Source organism: Microbacterium sp. UBA3394, assembly GCF_002358725.1.
GTDB lineage: Bacteria > Actinomycetota > Actinomycetes > Actinomycetales > Microbacteriaceae > Microbacterium > Microbacterium luteum.
In genome coordinates this window covers 1-22,338 of record NZ_DEPK01000102.1, presented here as the reverse complement: position 1 = coordinate 22,338, position 22,338 = coordinate 1, and the positions used below count along the sequence as shown (strand labels likewise).

The 22,338-nt window shown below is 64.9% G+C and carries 22 protein-coding genes and 1 pseudogene; 12 read left to right on the top strand and 11 right to left on the bottom strand.

What is annotated here, in order from left to right; all coding sequences use genetic code 11:
- Positions 1-14 precede the first annotated feature (14 nt).
- The gene (locus B4E30_RS06145; RefSeq protein ID WP_138173439.1) at positions 15-848 is read left to right on the top strand and encodes an aldo/keto reductase; all 834 of its coding nucleotides are present in this window, start codon (positions 15-17) and stop codon (positions 846-848) included.
- Between the two features lie 94 nt (positions 849-942).
- Here the strand turns inward: B4E30_RS06145 and B4E30_RS06140 are convergent, their stop codons facing one another.
- The 4 genes from B4E30_RS06140 to B4E30_RS06125 form a co-directional block, all read right to left on the bottom strand.
- Complete coding sequence (locus tag B4E30_RS06140) at positions 943-1,179, bottom strand: hypothetical protein (RefSeq protein ID WP_138173441.1); 237 nt, start codon at positions 1,177-1,179, stop codon at positions 943-945.
- A 185-nt stretch (positions 1,180-1,364) separates the two neighbouring features.
- Complete coding sequence (locus B4E30_RS06135) at positions 1,365-2,111, bottom strand: rRNA methyltransferase (protein ID WP_175987716.1); 747 nt, start codon at positions 2,109-2,111, stop codon at positions 1,365-1,367.
- A gap of 8 nt (positions 2,112-2,119) precedes the next feature.
- A complete protein-coding gene (locus B4E30_RS06130) occupies positions 2,120-2,950 on the bottom strand; it encodes a TrmH family RNA methyltransferase (protein ID WP_212743493.1) in 831 nt (276 codons plus the stop codon).
- A complete protein-coding gene (locus B4E30_RS06125) occupies positions 2,937-3,419 on the bottom strand; it encodes a GyrI-like domain-containing protein (protein ID WP_138174566.1) in 483 nt (160 codons plus the stop codon). Before B4E30_RS06125 ends, B4E30_RS06130 begins: the two co-directional genes overlap by 14 nt.
- A 247-nt stretch (positions 3,420-3,666) precedes the next feature.
- Between B4E30_RS06125 and B4E30_RS06120 the strand changes: the two genes are divergently transcribed.
- The 4 genes from B4E30_RS06120 (at position 3,667) to B4E30_RS06105 (ending at position 5,821) form a co-directional block, all read left to right on the top strand.
- Entirely contained in the window at positions 3,667-4,545 is an 879-nt protein-coding gene (locus tag B4E30_RS06120; RefSeq protein ID WP_138174568.1) for an AraC family transcriptional regulator, read from the top strand.
- A 181-nt stretch (positions 4,546-4,726) separates the two neighbouring features.
- Entirely contained in the window at positions 4,727-5,338 is a 612-nt protein-coding gene (locus tag B4E30_RS06115; protein WP_138174570.1) for a LysE family translocator, read from the top strand.
- Between the two features lie 75 nt (positions 5,339-5,413).
- Positions 5,414-5,593 carry a hypothetical protein gene (locus B4E30_RS06110; protein ID WP_212743495.1) on the top strand — a complete coding sequence of 60 codons (180 nt, stop codon included), beginning with the start codon at positions 5,414-5,416 and terminating at the stop codon, positions 5,591-5,593.
- 18 nt (positions 5,594-5,611) lie between these two features.
- The gene (locus tag B4E30_RS06105) at positions 5,612-5,821 is read left to right on the top strand and encodes a hypothetical protein (RefSeq protein ID WP_212743496.1); all 210 of its coding nucleotides are present in this window, start codon (positions 5,612-5,614) and stop codon (positions 5,819-5,821) included.
- Between the two features lie 481 nt (positions 5,822-6,302).
- Here the strand turns inward: B4E30_RS06105 and B4E30_RS06100 are convergent, their stop codons facing one another.
- On the bottom strand, positions 6,303-7,253 hold the full coding sequence (locus B4E30_RS06100; protein WP_138174572.1) for a LysR family transcriptional regulator: 951 nt from the start codon (positions 7,251-7,253) through the stop codon (positions 6,303-6,305).
- Between the two features lie 120 nt (positions 7,254-7,373).
- Here B4E30_RS06100 and B4E30_RS06095 point away from each other — a divergent pair, with 120 nt between their 5' ends.
- Positions 7,374-8,177, top strand: a complete 804-nt coding sequence (locus B4E30_RS06095; RefSeq protein WP_138174624.1) for a sulfite exporter TauE/SafE family protein — start codon at positions 7,374-7,376, stop codon at positions 8,175-8,177.
- Positions 8,178-8,899: 722 nt separating this feature from the next.
- Here B4E30_RS06095 and B4E30_RS06090 read toward each other — a convergent pair.
- On the bottom strand, positions 8,900-9,295 hold the full coding sequence (locus B4E30_RS06090; RefSeq protein WP_212743497.1) for a peroxiredoxin-like family protein: 396 nt from the start codon (positions 9,293-9,295) through the stop codon (positions 8,900-8,902).
- A gap of 236 nt (positions 9,296-9,531) precedes the next feature.
- Entirely contained in the window at positions 9,532-10,194 is a 663-nt protein-coding gene (locus B4E30_RS06085) for a LysE family translocator (RefSeq protein WP_228480872.1), read from the bottom strand.
- A 48-nt stretch (positions 10,195-10,242) separates the two neighbouring features.
- On the opposite strand from B4E30_RS06085, the gene B4E30_RS06080 reads away from it, so the two are divergent.
- Complete coding sequence (locus B4E30_RS06080; RefSeq protein ID WP_138174574.1) at positions 10,243-10,779, top strand: CGNR zinc finger domain-containing protein; 537 nt, start codon at positions 10,243-10,245, stop codon at positions 10,777-10,779.
- Between the two features lie 228 nt (positions 10,780-11,007).
- Here the strand turns inward: B4E30_RS06080 and B4E30_RS06075 are convergent, their stop codons facing one another.
- The 4 genes from B4E30_RS06075 to B4E30_RS06060 all read right to left on the bottom strand — a co-directional run bounded on the left by B4E30_RS06075 (position 11,008) and on the right by B4E30_RS06060 (position 14,673).
- Entirely contained in the window at positions 11,008-11,352 is a 345-nt protein-coding gene (locus B4E30_RS06075; protein ID WP_138174576.1) for a hypothetical protein, read from the bottom strand.
- Positions 11,349-11,864 carry an LD-carboxypeptidase gene (locus B4E30_RS06070; RefSeq protein ID WP_138174578.1) on the bottom strand — a complete coding sequence of 172 codons (516 nt, stop codon included), beginning with the start codon at positions 11,862-11,864 and terminating at the stop codon, positions 11,349-11,351. The genes B4E30_RS06075 and B4E30_RS06070 overlap by 4 nt, the downstream gene beginning before the upstream one ends.
- Before the next feature lie 227 nt (positions 11,865-12,091).
- A complete protein-coding gene (locus tag B4E30_RS06065; RefSeq protein ID WP_138174580.1) occupies positions 12,092-13,486 on the bottom strand; it encodes a hypothetical protein in 1,395 nt (464 codons plus the stop codon).
- Between the two features lie 167 nt (positions 13,487-13,653).
- The gene (locus B4E30_RS06060; protein ID WP_138174582.1) at positions 13,654-14,673 is read right to left on the bottom strand and encodes a PIN domain-containing protein; all 1,020 of its coding nucleotides are present in this window, start codon (positions 14,671-14,673) and stop codon (positions 13,654-13,656) included.
- A 638-nt stretch (positions 14,674-15,311) separates the two neighbouring features.
- Between B4E30_RS06060 and B4E30_RS06055 the strand changes: the two genes are divergently transcribed.
- The 5 genes and pseudogenes from B4E30_RS06055 to B4E30_RS06040 form a co-directional block, all read left to right on the top strand.
- On the top strand, positions 15,312-17,879 hold the full coding sequence (locus B4E30_RS06055) for an AAA family ATPase (protein WP_286793988.1): 2,568 nt from the start codon (positions 15,312-15,314) through the stop codon (positions 17,877-17,879).
- A gap of 242 nt (positions 17,880-18,121) precedes the next feature.
- Positions 18,122-19,558, top strand: coding sequence for a DUF3375 family protein (locus tag B4E30_RS06050; RefSeq protein WP_171024258.1), 1,437 nt, complete (start codon positions 18,122-18,124; stop codon positions 19,556-19,558).
- Positions 19,555-20,220, top strand: a complete 666-nt coding sequence (locus B4E30_RS06045; protein WP_138174591.1) for a DUF4194 domain-containing protein — start codon at positions 19,555-19,557, stop codon at positions 20,218-20,220. The genes B4E30_RS06050 and B4E30_RS06045 overlap by 4 nt, the downstream gene beginning before the upstream one ends.
- Positions 20,220-20,360 (top strand): annotated as a pseudogene (locus B4E30_RS16575) (ATP-binding protein); the annotation flags it as partial. The gene B4E30_RS06045 and the pseudogene B4E30_RS16575, both read left to right, overlap by 1 nt.
- Positions 20,361-20,366: 6 nt before the next feature.
- Positions 20,367-22,338: hypothetical protein (locus B4E30_RS06040; RefSeq protein WP_286793982.1), on the top strand; the 1,972-nt coding region annotated here is incomplete at its 3' end.

The window sequence follows — 22,338 nt, the reverse complement described above, 5'->3', positions numbered from 1 at the left end:
ACGGGGGTGCTCCAGTGAACCCCGCCCCGATCCCGCTCCTCCACGGACACTCGATTCCGCGTCTGGGTCTCGGCACGTGGCCGCTCAAGGGCGACGCGGTGCACGAGATGGTCGCGCTGGCGCTCGACATCGGCTATCGACTGATCGACACGTCTCACAAGTACCTCAACGAGGCCCCGGTTGGCGCGGCGATCCGAGAGAGCGGGATCGCTCGCGAGGAGATCTTCGTCACCAGCAAGTTCAACAAGGAGAATCACAGCGTAGATGGTGTCCAGCGCGCCTATGACGAGAGCCTCAGACGGACCGGGCTCGACTACCTCGATCTATTCCTCATTCACTGGCCAGTGCCTTGGCTCGACACCTACGTTGCGGCCTGGCGGGGTCTTGTAAGACTCGTCGAGCAGGGGCGGGTCGGGGCGATCGGCGTCTCAAACTTCAAACGACCACATCTGGAACGGATCGTCGCCGCTACCGGACGCGTGCCCGACGTCAACCAGATCCAACTGAGTGCCGACCTGGCGCGCGACGATATCCGTGATCTGCACAAGCGGTGGGGCATCGTGACCGAGGCCTGGAGTCCGCTCGGGCGCGGCGGCCCCTTGCTCACACATCCCGTCGTGGTAGACATCGCAGACCGGGTCGGTCGCACCCCCGCGCAGGTGTTGTTGCGGTGGCATGTGCAGCACAACATCGTCCCGATTCCGCGCGCGGACGACCCCAGACAGCTGCGGGAGAACGCGCAGATCTTCGATTTCAACCTCACTCACGACGACCTTGCGGAGCTGAGGAACCTCGATCGCGGTGAATCAGCGGCACGAGATTCCGACTCAAAAGAGAACGGACATTAGCGCGTTTCTCCCTGACTCGATCGCGTTTCAAGTTTCAGGGGCCGAGCGATCACGTCGAATCCGGAAACGATCAATTTCGGGATGCGTGCGGAGGCTAACCGTTGTCGAGCAGTTCGAGCAGCCGTGTAGTTACGCGCCAGGTTCGGACTGTCATCTGTTGAAACATCGGCATAGCGAGTACGCGCTGAACGCGGGTCTTGGTCGCTTGCGCGGCTACCCGCGAGAAGTACAGGACACCCGGCCCGATTGCCATCGCGTCGACGCCCTCGCGCATTTCGGGAAGATCTGCAAACGCCGCTTCGGCCGTGAGGGGATCCTTTACGAAGAACACTTCGCTGCGTAGCCGATCTGATCCGTGGTCCGATGGTGCTTGGGCGATAATCGCTGCTAGCTTCCAACAACGTCGCCGGCCAGTACGGTCGGAACCAAGACAGTGCTCAACGCTGTAACCGGGCTCTATGCAGCCCCACGAATTTTCTGCCCGAAGGAACAATGCTGACGAGCTACACGGAAGATTCAAACTCGATGCTGGAGTCGGCTGGCGATGCGGCAGAGGATGACTGCTCGGCTTCCGATTCGGAACCATGCGAGAGGTCGCCGGGGGCCGGTTAGGCGCACCTTGCGGGCGCGGGTCGTCACTGCGATCACGGTTCCCTCGTCGAGTACCTCTTCCAGCGAATTCAGCATGCCGTCGAGGCCTCGTGCAGCATCCGGTCCGTGCCACGCTGTCTGCTCGCCGTAGGGGATATCGGTGACCACGACATTGGGGCGTCGCCCGTTCAACGCGCGCCGGAGTTGTGCGGGGTCGAAGACGTCGGCTGGTGCGATGTTGTAGTCGAATGAGCCGTCGCCTGACGCGAGCCGGCGAGCGAGTCGCTGTGCAGCGGCGGCGGCATCGAGGTAGGCGGGTTTGCTCAGGCGCTCGGCGCGGGCCTGCAGTTCATTCGCGCGGGCGGTCATGCCGTGCTTGCTCAGAAGGGCGAGGTTCTTCCGGGCGAGTTCCAGCGCCGCGTGATCGACGTCGGAGCCGAGGACGCTGGTGATTCTGTCTCTATGCAGGAGTGTGAGAGTGGTGAGGAGGTGGCCGCTGCCGCAGCATGGATCCCATACCTGGGCGGTGGGGTTCGGGGTGAGCGCCAATGCTCGCTGGAACATCTCGCTGGCGAGGCGTGCGGGGAAGGCGGGGAACCCGGGGGCAGAGTGGAGCACGCCGCCGGAGAGGTCGGCGTAACTCTCTCGCGTGACGGCGTAGCGGTAGGCCATTCGCGTGCCTATGCCCGTCCGCGCTGGCGCGCGGCCTCGTAGAGAGCGATCGATGCCGCGTTGGCAGCGTTCAGCGAGCTGGCGGCGCCGCCGATGGGGATGCGTGCGACGACATCGCACGCATCGCGCCATCCCGCGCTGAGTCCGGCGTTCTCATTGCCGATCGCGAGCAGGACGGGGCCTGTCAGATCCACGTCGGCGATGTCGTCGGACCCGTTCTCGTCGGTTCCGACGATCGTGAGGGGGATGCCCGCAGCGCGTTGCTCCCGTACCCAGGTCACCAGTGGTTGATGAGATGGTTGTCGGATCACCGGCACCGCGAACAGCGACCCAGTGGAGGCGCGGACGGCTCTGGGGTCGTACGGATCTGCGCCGTGTCCGGTGACGATCAGGCCCGACCCGCCGAAGGCATCCAATGAACGGATGATCGTGCCGATGTTGCCGGGCAGGGAGGGGCGGTCGAATGCCATCCCGAGGAACGACGGCCCCATAGGTATGCGAGACAGCTGATCGTCCGGCACGGCGGCTACGGCGATCAGCTCGGGGGAGCCGTCGTCTTGGTCGCTCAACTGATGCAGCAGCTGAGCCGCGACGGCTACCCGCTCGCCTCCTGATCCTTCGATAACCTGTGCACCCCACCGCGACAGCGGCCGATCCGCGTCATAGAGGACTGCGCGGATCGGCCAGCCCCGCTCGAGTGCGAGGCTGATGGGGCGCACACCCTGCACGATGAACTCGCCGGCCCGCTGGCGCTTGTTGCGGTTGTGGAGCAGAGCTTCCCACTGTTGGAATCTTGCGTTCGGCCGGGAGACGCGCAGAGTTGGCTTACGCGCGTTCAACGGGAATCCAGACCTCGGCGGTTGCGGCGCGCTGCTCGCCTGGTCGGCGCTCAGTGACGATCGACGGCCCCGGACGCAGGCGCCACGGGTGTGACGGAAACCACTCGCTGACAATGTCCATCCAGGCCGACGCAAAAGGAGCGCCCGTGCGGAACACCGCCCATTTGCCGGCAGGAACCTCGATCACATCGAGGCGCTCAGGTGCGGGCGGAGCCGCATCGAGGGCGACACCGACCATGAACGTGAACCGACTGTTCACTGCGTAGTCGGCGTCGACCTCCGTACTCACCTGAAGCAGACCCGAGGGCTCCGAGCAGCCCAGTGCTCGGAGCCGCTCCACGTTCTCCGCAGACAGCGCCGTGATGTGTGCCTCGACATGAGGATTCCGGAATTCCGACACGACCGGGACGCACGCGGCGTAACCGATCAGGCGGAAGGCCGTCCGCTCGACGATACGGGCGTCTAACATGCTTCCCTTCAGCTTGGACTCTCGTGGTGCGAGACGATTTCCAGGGTGTTCGTCACGCCGGGTCCAGCGCCCGACAATTGGAGACCGATCAAGTCGGGTGAAGGCGCCCGGGACGCCTGATGGTGTGTGGTGTTGCGTGTCGTCGGACGTCGCCGGCCGTCACGAGCCGGCCCGCTCGGATCGGAGTCGCACGTTCGGACAAACCACTGCACCCCGGCAAGCAGAATTGGAATGAAGGGAGGCTTGTGTGATCAGTGAGCTCAACAGGCTCATCGAGGTCGTCGAAGCGGATCTGTCCGACGACCTCGACATCGGTGCGCTGGCTGCTTCCTTCGGCACCACGGAGTACCACTTGCGGCGGATGTTCGCATCGCTTGTCGGCATGCCGTTGTCCGAGTATGTGCGGCGTCGGCGGATGACGGTCGCCGCGGCCGACGTCATCGCGGGCGATCCGCTTCTCCAGGTTGCGGTTCGATTTGGTTATGGCTCGGCCGAGGCATTCGGACGTGCGTTCCGGGCGGTCCACGGTGCGGCGCCTATCGAGGTGCGGACGAACGGCGGCCCGCTTCGGTCACAGCCGCAACTCACGCTGCGACTGACTGTCCACGGCGCCACGTCGATGGACACGCGTATCGTGGATCGACCCGCGTTCCGGCTCGTCGGCCATGCTGCACGCGTTCCGCTCATCCACCGGAGCGCGAATCCTCACATCCAAGCGCACGTCGCTTCTCTGCCGGCGCACGAGCACGCGCGACTGACGGCGCTCGGCAACACGGATCCTCACGGACTGCTTCAGATAAGCGCAGATGTCGATTCCGACTACACCGAGGGAAGCACACTGACCTATCTGCACGGCGTTGCCCGGGACGCCGCGACGACCACGCCGGAAGGACTCGACGTGATCGAGGTTCCTGCCGGCACGTGGGCTGTGTTCCGGGCATCTGGACCATATCCCGCGGCTCTGCAGGAGACGTATGCGGCATCGGCATCCGAGTGGTTTCCGTCGAACCCGTGGCTGCTGCGACCAGGCCCCTCGATCGTCGCGATCCTCGATCGCGCTGAAGACTTCCGTTCCGCGACGACGGAGTTGTGGCTGCCGATCGTCCGCCAGCGTGATGACGTGTAACCGCGACACGACCATGACCTCGCTACCCGAGGGGCGCGACTTCATGCCATCCCGATCTCGCGGACGAATGTCTACACGGTGTCCATCTGGGCGATTCGCTCGTCTTCGGCTGATCGCTCGTGTATTTCGGGATTACGCGGACGCGGTACTGTGCGGAAGCAACGACTCTCGAAGGACGACGATGAGCATTGCATTCCTGCTGACCACCCTCGTGGTGGTCGCCACCCCCGGCACCGGCGCCGTCTACTCGATCGCCGCTGGGCTCTCCCGCGGCGCAAAGGCTGGCATTATTGCGGCGTTCGGCTGCACCCTCGGGGTCATCCCTCACATGGTGGCCGCGATCACCGGACTGGCCGCGATCCTGAATGCCTCCGCGATCGCGTTCCAGACGATCAAGTGGCTCGGTGTCGCCTATCTGCTTTACCTCGCCTGGCAGACATTCCGCGACAAGACGATGATCGACGGCGACGCGAACCCCGCCCCGGTTTCGTTCTGGCGGGTCATCCGTACCGCCGTGCTCATCAACCTGCTTAATCCGAAGCTGACCATCTTTTTCTTCGCGTTCCTCCCTCAGTTCGTTCCCGCGGGCGAGGCGAAAGGCACGTGGCACATGATCTGGCTCAGCCTTGTGTTTATGGCGTTGACGTTCGTCGTGTTTGCGCTGTATGGGGTGTTCGCCGCGGGGATGCGCAACCAGGTCATCACGCGCCCGAAGGTCATGGCGTGGCTGCGTCGCACCTTCGCGGGCACGTATGGGCTGCTCGCCGGCCGTCTCGCCCTCGAAACCCGCTGATGCAGCTCAGTTCATGACTCGGCGCTGCGCGCTCATTTCCCTCAGCTCGCCGTCGCGACACTCACCCTCGATGGCGTGACCGACACGGCGGACGTCTCGGCGACCGCGGCACCATTCCGCGAGCGGGCCTCCATGCGCCTCTCCGAACGACCGGAGAGCGAGTTCCCCGAGATCGTCGCCTGGCGGCGCGCATTCAGTCAGATGGGACTCAAACCCACCCAGTACCGGTGCGCGTCGGAAGCGCTGCCACGCTGATTCAAGAGCGACGGGGAATTGCCCTCGATCCACCCGCTCGTCGACCTGTGCAACGCCGTCTCACTCGCTTACGCGATTCCCATCGCCGTGTTCGACCTCGTCCACGAGGCGCCCCTGCCCGGTGGCAGCGGCACCTGGGCGGAGAAGGTTCTCGTGACCAGTGCCCACGTCGCGCGCGTGCCCGACGGCTTGGCGCCGGCGGCCGCTCACGCGGAGTCAAGTACGTGATCGAGCTCTGACAGCGCCGGACGTGAACGCCGGGGTCCTCGCTGCGCCCACGAGTTGTTATCGATAGTTCAGGGCGCTCGTGCCCGTCATTGTGGCGCTCGTGGTGTCGGCCATTTGCTTCACGATCATCGTCGCGGGCTCCGGATATGAATCCGGCCACGATGAGTGGAATTGGCACGGGCCACGGCAGACTGCCTACGCGCGTTGTTCCATGCACTCGTGGTCGTCAACAACATCGGTGCGCTGAGCATCTGCTCCCGTTCGGAGGGGGTGAGGGGAGGATCGCCGATCGGTAGCCGACCTTGCATTCCAGTAACAGACGCTCTCGGTGCGGTCTGGGTTGCTTGGGCCAGCCGGAATCTTGCCGCGCTGCGCCAGCGAGTCGTTACGCTCGGCAACGCTCACTAACTGGTGCCGAGGTCCTTTCCGAGCTTGGCGTACAGCTCTATCACCGACCGGGGTGGATCTCGTATCGGGTTCGCTACCCGCGGCGGGCTTGCTCAGGGGGCGAGCCGAGGATGACGACTCCGAGCGGCTCGGTGACATCGACTTCATCCCGGTAGCGCAGAAGCGCGTCGATGAACTCCTGCTGCGCGGGGGACGGAACGTAGGTAGACCGAGTGATGAGGAGTGCGCGGCGGTCGGCCCATTCCTCTGCCACCGGATGTATGGCAGCAGGCAGTGTGGGAGAGCGGCTGACGGTCCCATACGGGACGATCGCCGCGCCAGCCCCAGTGCTGGCGACGGCGTACACCGCGTTGAGGGTTGGCAACCGCACGCGGTACGCCGGTGACACACCGAGGATGCGCGCCTGCTCGTCGATGAGTGTCTGAAGCGGGTTTGCCGCTGGCAACCCGATCAGCGGCCCCCGCATCACCTCCTCGAAGGAAGGAGCCACGTCGTCTCCGCGGAACACCGAGCCACGAACGACGACAAGGGGATCCGCCCATAACTCACGAGCGATCAAACCGTCGCCCGTCGGTGGGAGGGAAACGATCCCGAGGTCAGCACCCCCCTCGCGGACCCGAGACGCGACCTCGACGCTGCTTGTCTCGACCACCGCGATCCGCATCGTAGGGAATCGTGCGAGAGTCGCGGCCAGGAACTCGGTCAAGGTATCGACGGCTGATGTGTTGCTGGCGAGCCGGATCTCGTGGGCAGAGTCCCCGCGCAGCCCGTCCATCGCCTGCCGCAGTTCATCAGCACGTTCGAGAAGGGCACGGGCATGTATCGCCAGGGTCGTGCCGGCCGTGGTCGGCACGATCCCACCTCGTCGACGCGACAACAGCTCGACTCGCTCTTGCCGTTCCAGTAGAGCGATCCGGCTGCTGGCCGACGACAGCGAGACCCCCACGGCGCGGGCGCCCGCCGTGATCGAGCCGGCGTCGATGATCGCGACGAACAGCTCCAGATCCCGCAAGTTGGGCGCCACGAACTAGCTTTCGGATTTCGCGTACATCCCTTCCGATTCTATCAACCTGCGTCCAGCGCACTTTTGGAAGCCTTGAAGGCCTCCGGGACATCTTGTGACCCGGGCGAGGAGGAGGCCAACGTGCTGATAGAAATCGCGCCGCTTCTGCGAGGAGCGGCGGTCGTCGGCGCAGGCTTCCTTGCAGGAGGTCTGAACGTCGTCGTAGGCGCGGGGACACTGGCGTCCTTCCCCATCCTCGTTCTGCTGGGGTTTCCGCCGTTGACGGCGACGATGGCGAACACGGTCGGCATCGTGCCCGGCAGCCTGTCGGGGGTATTCGTCTACCGACGCGAGCTGCGCGCACACTACCGCGTTACTCGCCTACTGCTTCCCTCATCCAGCGCCGGCGGCGTCACCGGCGCGCTCCTCCTCCTGCACTTGTCCGCCGACATCTTCGCTGCCGTCATCCCTTGGCTGATTGGTATCGGTACGCTTCTGGTACTCAGCGGACCCGCCATCAAGAACCGCATCGGCCGCGTGGCGGCAACCGACGACGTCGACGCGACGCCATTCCCTCGCCGAGGTTCGAAAGTCGCCTCCGTGGTCGGCGCGTTCCTGCTCGGAGTTTATGGTGGCTACTTCAGTGCAGCGCAGGGGATCCTCCTCGTCGCCCTGCTCGGGATCACGACGACGTTGCTGATGCAAGAACTCAACGCCGTGAAGAACGCCAGCGTCGCCGCGGTCAACATCATCGCCGCCACGGTCTTCATCTTCGTCTCACCAGAACTGATCTCGTGGCCCATCGTCGCCCTCGTTGCTCTCGGCTCGATCCTGGGAGGATTGGTCGGCGGCAGGTTCGCAAGACGACTCCCCGCAGGCCTGTTCCGCGGGTTCGTCGTCATCGTCGGCATCACCACCGTCACGGCAACGGTCTTAAGCCATTGACCACCCTCGGTCGGCAGGAACGGTCGAGCCAGATGTCAGCGCCGGAATCACCCCGGCACGCGACGATCGATCTGCCCGTCCGGGCCCCGGGCGTAGGCCGAACTCGTTGACGTGGAACCGGTTCACGGAGTTGCTCGCTCAGTGCAGCCGCTGGCGGCCGCCGCCCGCGAGGTCGGCGCGATGCGGACGGCCGCGTACCCCCGGCGCGATGGCACCGCGGTGCGGCGCAAGGATAGCGCGGTGAAGGTCGTGCCACAGCCCTGGCCCGCTTTCGCTTCTCCCCATCTCCTCGAGGCTTCTTTTCGAAGAGGAGCGCGTTCTGATCGCGATCTCGCGAGCCGAGGTGCGCGGCCAACGGAGATCGCCGCGCTGCATGACCGATCTCCGTCCACAACCAGCCGGGAGTTGCGTCGCAGCGCGCACGGTCGCACGAGAGGCGCGTGACTCCTCCGTCCGTCGCCTCTGCAGCAGTCAGCGGATCGCATCGAGCGCTGCGATGATGTCCCGCGGTTCCGCACGTCTGGTGTGGTCGCTGTCCACGAACGACCACGATATAGACCCGCTCTGCCTGATCACATAGGTCGCGGGGATCACAAGCGTTCGACCATCGCCACCGTTTCGACGGATGAGATCGTGACCTCGTCGCTCGTAGAGCGCAGCCAGCTCCGTAGGAATGACGAAGGACAGGCCGTAGCTTTGGGAGACAGTGGCCCCCACGTCGCTCAGAACGTCAAAGTGAGGCTGTGTTTCTCAGCGGTCGACAATGACTCGTCAGGCACCTGCGGCGAGATCGCAACGAGCCGCGCGTTGCGCGCCTTGAACTCCATGATGTTCGCTTGAAGCGCCCGCAGCTCGAGATTGCAATACGGGCACCAGCTGCCTCGGTAAAAGCTCAGCACCACGGGGCCATCCTCAAGCAGATCACTCAAGGTCACCGTTTCGCCAGTGGCGCTGGGGAGAGAAAACACCGGCGCCACATCTCCGACGGCCTTCGCGCGGTCTGCCGTACCGGCGTCGAAGAGCTCCGCAGCCGCACGATCCGTCGTCTCGTTCTCCTCGGAGGACCGGTTGGACCGCGCGTCCTCGTAGACACGCAGAAGCTCTTCCCGCAGGTTCATCTCGCTCCCATTCTGCGGCCGTTGACATACACGCTCAGCTGTCCACGCCCTCGGCTTCTGATGTACGGGGTTGCCGTCGTCGGCGCTCGTGCGCACGTGGCACTCACGACGTGTGCCGCGAGAGCGATCAGTCGATGTCGCAACGAATCGGTTGAACGGATTCGTCCATTTCAGGTTACATCGGCGCTGCGATGGCTGGCGCGCTGGCCACACGCGCGCGACCACCTGCAGGTTGTCTACGCGCGGGCAGCCTGGGGAACTTCCCTGGCCAGCATGACGGCGACCGCGGCAAGAAGGCTGCCGGTGATGCGGCGCTGCCACTTGAGCCAGGACGGGCGGGTTCCGATGAATCCTGCGATCGTCCCGGCGGCCAGCACGATTGCTGCGTTGACGATCACGCTGACAGTGATCTGGACTGTGCCGAGCGTGAACCCCTGCGCAATCGGGTTGCCGTGCGATGTGTCGATGAACTGCGGGATGATCGCCAGGTACATCACCGCCGCCTTCGGATTCAGCAGGTTGGTAAACAGCCCCATCCGGAAGAGCTTCCCGTGCGTATCGCGGGTGAGCGGTCCGGGTTCGAACAGTCCTGTCCCTCCTGGGCGGAACGTCTTGAACGCGAGCCAGGCGAGGTACAGCACTCCTGCGGCCTTCAGACCGATGTAGAGCCACGGAACCACAACGAACACGACACTGAGCCCCAGGTTCGCCATCGTCATGTAGGTGAGGAATCCCACGCCCGTCCCCGCCAGCGAGACCAGACCTGCGATTCGCCCCTGAGCGATACTGCGCGACACGAGATAGATCATGTTCGGCCCAGGCGTGAGCACCATCACCAACGCCGCCAACCCCATCCCGCCGACCGCGGCCCACGGGAGTCCAGTACCCAGCACCGTCATAGTCAGTTCCTTCCAACGATTCACGTTCCAGTGTGATGTAATGCCCTTATGCATCTCAACCCTTACGGCGAGTACGCGGTCCTGCTCGCCGCGTCACTGGCAAACGACTGGCCCGAAGATCGAGCGGGCATTGTCGACCGTGCGGAGTCTTATGGGATGCAGACGCCGTTCGCGAATCCGCAAGCGGACGACTACACCGGTGTCCGCAGGGTAATCGACCGATGGCTCGAAGTCGTTGATGAACCTTTGCCGCAACGACGCGCCGACCTCCTCAACCAACACCTCGCAGAGGCGGCCGCCTACCCGCGCCTAACCGACCACCATGATGAAGGCTGGCACCTCCACTATCGAGACCAAGACCAAGCCCTGCCGCATGTGCTGGAGGCCGTCATCAGCGTCGGCACCGCACTCCACCTGACAACGCGGGGAATGCACCGCCTTCACCGATGCGACGCCGGCAAAGTCCCGGGTGACCCGTGCCACAACGTCGTGGTAGACGTCACGCGCAACGGCCGCCAGCGGTACTGCAGCGTCCGCTGCGCCAACCGCGCTGCAGTACGTCGGCACCGCGCGCGACACGCGTGAACATGGAGACCTGACTACGCCCGGCCACCCACATCGCAATGAGCCTCATCGCCAGCAGCACCGGATCCCACACGCCGGTAGCGGCATCGTCGCCTCCCGCTGGCCCGCTCAGAAACGGAACTACGCCTCTCGACCTCCTCGAGGAAGGCGCCGACGCCGGGGAAAGTACGGCACCAACGTCGCATGCCGTGGCTCCACGAGCGGGGCGGCAACGCGGCTGACTCGCCCTCACCGGAGTCGGTCGACGCCCAGGTTCCAGATGGTCACGTTCGGTTCCGCGCCGTCGTGGCGAGCGGCGTACTCATGGAGCGCGTCCGTGCGCACGTGCTCCGGGTCCTCGCCGTCCGCGAGTCGGCGGATGAGCGGAGCCATCCATTCCCATCCCTGATCGACGAGCCGACTGGACCACCGCGACAGGAACCCGTCCGCCGTCCAGACTCCCGCGTGATCGTCGGGACCGTACCTCTCGCCGGTCGCGACGAGGCGCTCCTCGAACGCGACCCAGACGAACACGGAGCGGTAGGGCTGCGGCGTCCACCCAGCGAGCTCGGTGAACCGAACCGGGGACGTCATGCTTCCGTGATGCGCACAGGCGAGCGACTGGTCAGAGTCGGTCGTGGTTCGCCGGACTGTTCTGCACGAGCCACCTCCCCGTGAACGGGTAGACGAGGTCGACCGGATCCACCGTAGAAGCTCCGCACGCCGAGGTTCCAAAGAAGGTTGTGCAGGTTCGTGTTATCGCTGTACCCGAGGAACGGCTTCGGGTTCGCCGCGATCACGGCGGCATCGAAGTGCGGAATGACAGTGATCTGGTCATCACCACCGATGGCGGCCAGCACCGCGCGAATGCTCCGATCCGCGAACACCGCGTTCACGTCTGCCGCACGGGCTTCCGCGCTCGCGCCGAGTTGCCGCGTCGTGGGGTACTCGACCGGGATGAACCCGGTCGCCTCCTTCAGACGCCGCATCGCTTGCTCGTGGAGAACGGGCGAAATCGCTGGGGCGGCGAATGCCGGCGAGATCACGGCGACACGATCACCCGGACGGACTTTGGGAACGGCTTCAACGAAGCTGCGACCATCCACCGATTAGACCAGACTCCCGCACCGCGGCCCCGTTCGTCGGAGAATACGCCCACTTCGAGCGTATCTACACGCGGCCCCTTGGCTGGCGCGCCAGCGGCGGCGGGCGGCGGGCAGCGGCGGCGGCGGCGATTACGTCCCCACGACACTGCAATTCGCAACTCGCTCGAAAGACCTCGTGGAATTGGCATCTCGTATCGAGAACCTTCAACTGCCGGTCGTGTCGGCCCTCAGGCCTCTCCCGGCCTTGAACTGACCACGATTACCTTGGGTTCGACTGGTGCTCCGTGGGAACCCTTCACATACGACGCGATCCAGATCAGTCGGGTGCGCACGTGGCCGTCGTCGTCGAGCCCGAGTGAGGGGTAGGGCTGTCGCCGCCAGTGGCCGCGAACCGACCAGGCCGCACGATCGGGCGGCTCGCCGTCGCTCCCCTCTCGATAGACGGATACGTGATCGCTGCCCGCTTGCACGCGCACGATCGTCAGCTCGCCCTGCGGCTCGCCGCTGGGCACGACGACGCCTGTGACGCGTTCCGACTCAGTTATGCCGCCCTGGGCCATTAACGCCCACACCGCGGCAAGCAGTTTCTGTTCCGGTCGGGTGTCATCCCAGACCGGGACGAATGGCACGCGGCCGGACAGCTGCGGCCCGACCTGTTTGACATTGACCGCGCCGGATCCCGCAACGCCAGCAACGTATGTGCGTATGCGCCACATCGAGCCGCCCTGCCGGTACCAGACCGCGCGGACATGGCGGTCGCTGTCGCCCGCCCGCTGCATCACGATCGGGCGCGCGAAGAACCAGATCGCGTTGATATGCACGGGCAGCGGATCGAGAACGTCCGCGTCGACGAGGCTGTCGACAGCCAGACGCAGAAGCTCTTCGTGAAGGAGGAACGCTTCTTCGGGACGATCCGACCCCTCGCCGACCGCCGCGACGACGGACGGCACTTTGTTGGCGGTGAAGAGCTGTGCGCGAGGGTTGATGCGGGGCGGTTCACCGGCGCTAGGGGGTGGCACCCGCACGAGCGAGTCCGCAGCCAATCGTTCACCAGGATGCCCGATCGTCTTCAGCGACCTTCCTAGCCAGACGTGTTGATGGGCGAGGTCGAAGGCGATGTAGAGATTGGGTGGCGTCCACCCGCGAGCGACATAGTCGCGGTCAACGTCCCGCAACGGCGCCAACAGCCTCCGTGCATCCGAAGCGTTGAGCACAGTGGGTGGCAGCGGCCCGCCCGACAGGGTGCAGAACCCGTACCGCGCGACGGCGTCACGGTTGTGGAATGCGACGATGACTTCGTTACCCTCGGGCAGCCGAGCGGCAACGGTCAAGCCCGCCGCGATGGTGGGGATGACGCGACGGATTGCGTCGTCATGCTGCTCCCGAATGCCTTGAGCAAACCTCGACCGGCGGCGCGCTGGCTCCACACCCCGCCGCCGCTCCGGCACAGCCCCGCCACCATTCAAATGCACTCGCACCTTGCGAGCGAGCGACTCACTCAGCTGCGCCTCAGGGCGCACTTCCGCCTCACCCAGGCTCCGCAGCGCGTCGAGCACGGTGCGCACGTCAACGCCGAGCTCATTTGCAACCTCGAACACTCGGCGTCGGTACACGAAGTCCATGATGACTTGCCGAGCGTCACCGCCGAACCGCGAAGGCCGCCGACATAAAGCGAGGACAGCCGAGTGCCGATCAGATGCACGCCCCACCTGAACAGCGGCGGCCGCGCCGGCGGCCCTCGAGGTAGCTCCTACCCGCCCACTGTCTATGCCGGTGCGTCTCCTTCGATCTATGCCGGTGCGTCTCCTTCGATGGTGTCGAGACGCAGGGAGGCGACCTCGTCGATGCGGTTCCCTGACGAGTAAGCATTGCCGCTGAGATCCAGGACCCATACGGCGGTGTCCCGATGGGTGGCGTAGTCGCCGGCGTCCTCGTCGAGGATCTCGACGCTCTCGAGCTTCACGAGGCACGTTGCCTGGGCGGTGTAGTTGATCCATAGATCGCGCGACTTTCGCTCGATCTGCACCCCTTCCACGTTCACATCCAGTAACAAGACTTCAAGCACATCAGCAACGTCGAACTCGGTCTTCGCTGCCAGCGAGTGAGTGAAGTCCTTGGGTGTTCCGCCTGCCAGCACCGCATCCTGTACCGCGTCGTGAAGCTGTCGCTCCTGCTCGTAGTCCAATGAGCCCTCGTCATCGAGGAACTGCCCGGGAACCTTGAAATCGGAGATGCTTTCAAGGATCTTCACCTCCCACTCCACATCGAGTTTCTCGATCTCGGCCAAGAGTTCGCGCCGTCGCGCTGGTCCGAACGCACGCTTGTCAGCCGACAGAAGAAACGCGTGCGGATCTTCGGGTTCGCACGTGAGAAGCAGATCGACAAAGACGTACCAGTGCAGCGCGTCACGGTATCCGTTGCCCTCCCTGTCGAACGGTGCCGACCGTGAGATCGCCCGCAACGCGACCTCACGATGCTCTACCTCCGGGTAGCCGACGATCTCTGCACCCATCTGTTCGAGGCGCGCCCGCAGAAGACTCTCGTACTCGGCGGCGAAGGACTCTGAAGCGTTGATGGCTTCCTGGACGAGTTCCCGTGACCTCGGCGGCCATGTCTTGAGAGCCTTCTTCGCCTCGCGTTCACGCAATGCTGCACTGTCGCGGTACCGTGCCACGGCTTCATCGACCGCAAGCTCGGGCACATAAAGATCGAGCGCTTCGGAAGCGACCGCATCCGCGACGGCGTCCCACTGCCGCCCGCGCAGAAGCGGATTGCCGACGATCACGTTGGCGTCAAGCAGCAAGAACACAGCTCGACGGTACCCGGTGGAGTGTCAAGGTGAACGTGGGGCCGCTCCGATGAAGCAGAGCTCGTGATTCGTTACAGGTTCAGCCCGTGAGCACGCGCCAGCAGATCGGCGACATCGTTCAGCCCCTGATGGCGGAGGTAGGGGATGAAGTGGGTCATGGGTGGCTGATTCGAGCGGTACGGGTTCGGGTCTGCACCGTCATACAGCCCACCCCCAGGCAGCGAGGAGAGACCTCCGCCAGGAAGCGTAGACAAGCCGCCCCCGGGAAGCGTCGACAGACCACCGCCAGGAAGCGTCGACATACCGCCACCAGGGAGCGTGGATAAACCGCCACCAGGAAGGGTCGACAGGCCACCACCTGGGAGTGTCGACAGACCACCGCCGGGAAGCGTAGAGGCCCCGTCACCCGGCAGGGTGGACAAGCCGCCACCAGGAAGCGTCGACAGGCCACCGCCAGGAAGCGTCGACCGGTTGCGTGGCCAGGTGTTTCGTTCAGTCATCCGATCAGCGTGCCCCATCTCCCGCACCAACTCCAGCGGCCCGCGCGACGCACAGCTCGGCGTCCTGTCAGGGCGACGATAGAGTCGGCGGTGAGCAGCGCGTTCCATGGACACCGCTGTCGCGACGGAGGTCGGTCGATGACGGACGCGGTGCAAGCGGACACACGGGTGGACCCCCGTCAGCTTCTTGGCGCGTGGGCGAACAGTTCCGACGAATGGGTGCGGTACATCGTGCGCGTCGTACTCACCGGAGCTGGCCCTCTCAACTCCGACGAAGAGGACCACGCGTACACGCTGTTCCGGCAAGAGAAGGCGCTGGACGCCCGGGAACTGTCGACCGAGGATCAGCTCGCGATGATCGACGGGGAGGACGAGGCGCTCGAACCTTTGACCGTGACCTCACTGTCAGAGGTTGCGGGGGTGAACGCTCTGATCGGTGGTGGGGTCATCGAACCGCATCAGGGCCTCACCATTCTGTTCGGTGAGAACGGCACCGGCAAGACCGGGTACTCGAGAATCTTCAAAGCGCTTGCTGCCAGCCGCACCGCGGACGTCATCCTCGGGGATATCGAGGCGACGGCGCCGCAATCCCCGTCCGCGACGATCGGCTACCAACTCGGAGCGGAAGCGAAGACGTACGCCTGGACAGGGCAACGGGGGGTTGCCCCGTTCACGCGCATCTCGATCTTCGACAGCCCATCGGTGAGCTTCCATGTCGACGAAGACCTCGAGTATGTGTACGTCCCCGCCGCGCTTGCCTTGTTCAACCACGTCATCGCCGGAATCAAGGCCGTCCAGGCCCGCATTGATGCGGCAATCAGCGACCTGCGATCCGGCCCCACAGGACTGCTGGGCCGATTCCCGCGAGCGGCGTCGGTGTACCCGCTGATCGAGACGCTCGGCGCCGCGACAGACCTGGACCAGCTCAGGGCGATGGCCGACCACCACACCGACGCTGATACCCGCATCGGGACACTGCGCCGCACCGTGGCCGCGCTGGAGGCCGACACGATCAGCGCCGAGATCACCCTGCAACAACGCGCCGAGCGTGTCCTAGCCGAGGCGAGCACGGCCGCACAGATTCTCGGTCGGTTCAGCCCCGCCACGTACAGCAGCGAGCTCACCGCCCTGGCGTACCTGCAGGAGGAGTATCGAGCCTTCCGCGCGGCGCTGTTCGAAGCGGCGGACCTGCCCGCCGCCCCCGACGACACCTGGACCCGGTTCATCCAGGCCGGTGAGGAGTACGAAGCACACCTGAGCGCACACGACGCGCACGACGCAGACCGGTGCCTCTACTGCCGCCAACCGCTCAGTGACCCGGCACGGGCGCTGATCGGAAAGTATTCCGAGTTCCTCGAGGAAAAGATCGCCGGCGACATCGAAGCCGCCAAGGGGCGGCTCAGCGCCCTGACCTCACCCGTGTTCGGCATCCGGACCAGCGATGTCGACGCCTACGCGCGCGACCACGCCACGAGCAACCCGCAGCCCGTGTTCTTGCCACTGCTGGAACGCACGCTCAGCACTGCCACCGCGCTCCTTGACCACCTCCGCGACAACACCCCCGTCACAGCCGACCTCCTGGCTCACGTGGCCGCCGACGCAGATGGCCTCACCGAAGCACTCGAGACCACCAGCGGCGCCCTGGTGGAACTGCGAGGACAAGCCGCGCGGCGCGCGGAAACACTCGCTGAGAAGAAGAAGGAACTGGTCGAACTCGAAGCTGCCGCCGAACTCGCCCGGTCCTGGGCGATCATCGAACAACAGGTGCGCGACGCGAAACAAGCCGACCGCCTCGCACTGCTCGCCAAGCCCATGCCTGCGCTACTACGCGCGGTCACTGGCCTTGCCAAAACCGCGAGCGACCAGATGATCAACGAAAGCTTCGACGCGCTGTTCGCCGAAGAACGCACCGCGCTCCGTGCACCCGAACTTCAAGTCGAGTTCGTGGGCCGTCAGGGACGAGCGCACCGCCGCAAGGTCCTCACCGGCAAGCACAAGCCGTCGAAGGTCCTCTCCGAGGGCGAGCAGAAGGTTCTCGCGATGGCGGACTTTCTCGCCGAAGCACGCCTCGCCGGCATCACCGCACCGGTGATCTTCGACGACCCGGTCTCCAGTCTCGATCATCGCCGCATCAACGAGGTCGCGCAGCGTGTCGCGGCACTCGCCGACACGACCCAGGTGATCGTGTTCACCCACGACATCTTCTTCGCCACCACACTGCTGAACCTGATGGCAGCGTCCAAACGATGCTCGTACTTCCACATCACCGACGAGGACGGCAAGGGGCAGGTCACCCGAGCTACCGGGCCCCGCTGGGACAGCATCAGCAATCTGAAGAAGAACATCAACGAGACCATCCAGGCCGCCAAGTCCCAGCAGGGTGATGCGCGCGCCGCGCTCGTACGCACCGGCTACGACTGGATCGGGGCCTGGTGCGAGGTGTTCACCGAAACTGAGCTGCTGCAGGGGGTGACGCAGCGTTACCAGCCCAACGTGCGGATGACCGCGCTACCGAACATCAAGACGGCCGCCCTGCCTGCCGCTATCGAGACTGTGAACCGCGTGTTCGAAGAAGCCTGCCGCTACATCGACGGACACTCCCAGCCGCTCCCCACCCTGAACGTCAGCCCCACTCTGGCCGGCCTCGAGGCGCACTGGGCAGAGTTGAGCGAGGCCAGAGCCGCGTACCTCAGCGCCGGCGCGTGATTGGCCGTCGTTCGGGTGGGAGGAGACCCCGGCCTCGACAAGAACGCTACGTACCCCGGGCTGCCGACCCCGACCACATACCGCCGAGGGCATCTGGCGGATGAGGGTGCCCAGGCGCACGCATCCTCGCCCTCCTCGAGCCCCCGTCCGCCCGCCAAAGCGGCACCGTGTCGTCGGTATAGGAGATACTGGCGACACCTGAGGCCGGCAGGGGGGACCCGTTGACAGCAACACCACAGCAGTTGGCTGAAGCCGTCGACACCAACCCGACTCTTCGTCTTCTCGGCGCATACAGTCGCGACTGGGTCCTGCCGCTGTTCGCCACCCACCTGGGGACCATCGATGGTTCCGTCTCCGCGGAGTGGTTCCATGAGCGGGTCGCTGAGACCATCGACGCCTTGCCGAGCATGACGGGAGATCGTACTCCCGCCGAGCACTGTAAAAAGTGGGTCGAGGACCGGTGGCTGGAAACGGAGATGGACGCTGGCCGCCTGCGATACCGGCTCTCCGCCTACTCGCTGCGAGCCCTGCAGTTCGTCCGTGAGATCGTCGACGGTGAAACCACTGTCACCACGGCTCGGTTAGAGAGCATCGCGCATGCCGTCCACACGCTCGCGGATATGACCAACCCCGACCGGCGCGTGCAGGTTCGTCGGATCGATCGGGAGATCTCCCGGCTCAAGAAGCAGCGGGACGACATCAAGTCTGGTCGGACCCGGCTGTCTACCGTGGAGGAGCAGCAACAGCAGCTGCGTGAGATCTTGGCGATGACCCGCACGCTGCCTGCGGACTTCCGGCAACTGCGCACCCTTGTCGAGGACCGTCACCAGCGAGTCGCCCGACGAGCGATGGCCGACGGTCCTACCAAAGCAGAGCTCGTCGAGGACTACCTCCACGAGCACGACCTCCTCGGCGACACCCCCGAGGGCCGCTCCTACCAAGGGTTTTCGAGGCTGTTGACGTCCAAGCAGGCCCAATCCATCCCGGACGACATCGATCAGATCCTCTCCCAGGAGTTCGCCCGCGAGCACATGACTGTGACCGAGCGGGCGCAGCTCGAGACGATGTTCTCGACCCTGCTCGCCGCGCAACTTCGCGTACAGCAGAGCTACGTCAAATGGACCTCGTCACTGCGGCGCTTCCTCACCAGGAGCACACACGAGAAGCACCGGCGCCTCCTCGCCCTCGCTGACCGGGCGCTCAGCGCCGGCGCCGAATGGGTCGAACGGCACCCCGGCCCCGCGGTGATCGACAGCGACGTGCTCGGCATCGGAACGATCGACACCACCGACATCTCCCAGACCCAGTTTTGGATCGACCGGGGACCTCAAGAGGTTCAGGTCCGCGCGATCTCGCCGCACGCAGACCTCCCGACTGCGGATCGTGAGGCGTTGCGGCTGGCGGCTGGGACGAGCCCGAGAGTCGTCGCCCGGACCGTGAACCGGCTGATCCGTGAGCGCGGTGCGGTGACCGGCAGCGAAGTCTTCGACGCGACGCCGCCAGACTTCCGACGGCTGGGAGCACTCGTCTCCCTCCTTGATCTAGCCATCACCTACGGCCAGGTATCAGACCACATCAGAGATCGCGTCGCACTCCAGCCCGCGCAGGAACGTGCACTCCACGTCGCGCTCCCCCATCTACGCTTCGACACACCCATCATGATCGGTGAGCACGAATGAGCGACGGACACGGCACCACCGATACAGGAGAGCTAGCGCCTGACGCCCCCGAGGATTTCCCTGACGGTGCCCGCCGCGCGCTCGTCGTGCTTCTCACGAACCGGTTCATCACCCGGACGAGGAATCGCGCCGTGTGGGACATCCTGCGTGGGTATGAAGAAGAGATCCGCGGCCGCCTCGCAGATCTCTACCTGACACTGGAGATCGACCACGACCACGGCGTCGCATTCAAACGGCAGATCATGGAGGAGGACACTCCCCGCATCCTCCGCAAAGATCGCCCGCTCAGTCGCGACGCCTCGTTCCTGCTCATCTTTCTCTGCCAGGAGTGCGCCCACGCCGACCCCCAGGACGAGCTCGTCGTGGTCACCCGGGCTCAGATCGACGAGTTCCTTAGCGCCTACCGCCAGGATGACGACGGCGACCAGGCGAAGTTCGATCGTCGCGTCACCGCCGCCATCCGGCAGCTGCAGGATCTGCGGCTGCTCAACCAGGACCCTGACGCCGACTACCTCTACACGATCTCGCCAGTCGTGGTACCTCTTGTCGGTGTCGATGAACTGACGCGGCTGGAAGCGGCATACCGGCTCGGGGCAGGCGCCACCGCAAATGACGGGAATGGCACCGAAAACTCAGCCCAGCTCCTTGACGAGGAGTCCTGATGCTAATCAATGGGCAGTTCCGCATCGAGAAGGTCCAGGTCCTGAACTGGGGCGGATACTCCGACCTACAGGTCATGCATGTCGAACGTGCCGGCACCGCGATCCTCGGACCGTCCGGACGCGGCAAGTCCACCCTGCTCGATGCGATGGCCTCGGTCATCCTTCCCAACCCGCAAGAGTTCAACCAGGCCGCACGCGACGACAAAGGCCAGAAGCGCGAGCGCACCGTATACACGTACGCGCGTGGGCTCACTGACCGGCGGCGTGACGAGAACCGACGCTCCGGCACAACCACCTACGTGCGTCCACCCGGCACAAACGGGTTCGCCAGCGGCGCTGCGATCACGTGGGCTCATGACGATGGCCGACGGGTCACGGTGTTTCGACTCGCATGGGTTGCCAGCGACACCACCGGCGCCGACGCGATCAACGCGAATACGATCTACGGGTTCGTCTCCGGCGACTTCGACCTGGACCGCCTGAACGGGCTCACCGGTGTCCGCTCCGGCTCATCGCCCCTGACCAAGACGACGCTCAGCGGCCTGATCGACACCAGCCGCGGTGATCTCGTCGATTCCTCACAGAGCAAGATCCACGCGAAGATGCGCTCCGTGATGGAGATGGGCAAGTCCGACGAATCCCAGCGCCTTGCCATGCACCTGCTGCGCCGCGCCCAGGCCTCCAAAGGCATTTTCAACATCAACGCGCTGTTCAAGGAGTTTGTGCTCACCGAGCCGCTCGCGCTCGACCGGTGGGGAACCGCGCTCGAGGCGTACCGAGAGGCGTCACGTCTGTATGACGAGTACGAAGCCACCCGACGCCAGCTGGAGACCCTCACCCGCCTCCCTCAGCTCGCCGAGAAGTACCAGCACGCGGGCAAAGACCACACACGCAAGACTTCACTCCTCTTGGAGCGGGCCGAAGGGACCCCCGCGCGCCTACGGATCTGGCACGCCCACAAGCTCCTCGACTGGTTGCGCGCACGGATCGATGACAATCGCCTGACGACGGCAGAGACCAACGAAGATCTGCAGGCAGCGAACACGCGAAGGACACACGCGAAGACAACGTTCGACAACCTCCTGCTCAGCCTCACCTCGGCCGGCGGAGACAAAGCACCCCTCCTCAAGGTCCAACTCGACACCGCCCAGCACAACCTGGACCGGATCGGCATTCACCGCGCAGCCGTCTCCCGTCGCCTATCTGAGTTCGACCGCACCCTGCCCGCCTCGCAGGGTGATCTGTTGCTTCTGCAGGACGACCTCAGCGATATGCGCACCCAACTGGAGACCCAACAGATCGCTCTTGACGCCGAGGCCAAGGCTGCGGTGCTCCGCGCGGGCATGATCGCCGGACAACGGAAGTCGGTCGCACACGAGCTGCATCAACTCAGCTCCCGACGATCCAACATCTCTCCCGAGGCGGCTCAGCTGCGCGCCGACATCGCCGCAGCTACCAACGTGCCGCTGGACCGGCTGCATTTCTTCGGTGAACTCATCCAGATCAAGGCCGAGCACCAATCATGGGAGGCTGCCGTCTTCAGTGTTCTGCGCGGCGTCGCCAAGGATCTCGTCGTCGATCAGGAACACTTCATCACCGTTCGGCGATTCATCAATGAGCATGACACCCGGATGCACGTGTCGCTCGTTCCCGTTCGCGAACAGGGCTCTCAGCGCGAGCCGGTACCCGGCACCGTACCGGCGATTGTCGAACTGGCGGACTCACCGTTCGCCCCGTGGGTACTCAACGAGCTCGTCGACCGATTCTCCTACCAGCTCGTGGAACGCGACTCGGATCTGGACACCAAACGTGCGTCACACCTCAACGGCGCCGTCACCCGCGCAGGGATGCGCACCGCAGCATTCGGACGGTTCGCGAAGGACGACTCGGTACAGAGGTACTCGTTCATCGGCTGGGACACCGCCGATCTACGCCGCGACCTTGAGCAGAACCTCGCGTCGCTTACCGCGGAACTGGCACCCGCTGACGCCGCGTCCAACACCGCTCAAGCCACACGCGACGACGCACGCGATCGGGCACAGCGCCTCACGACACTCCTCGAAGAACTCGACTGGTCATCCATCGATACGGCACCTGCAGCCGACCAGGTGCGACAGC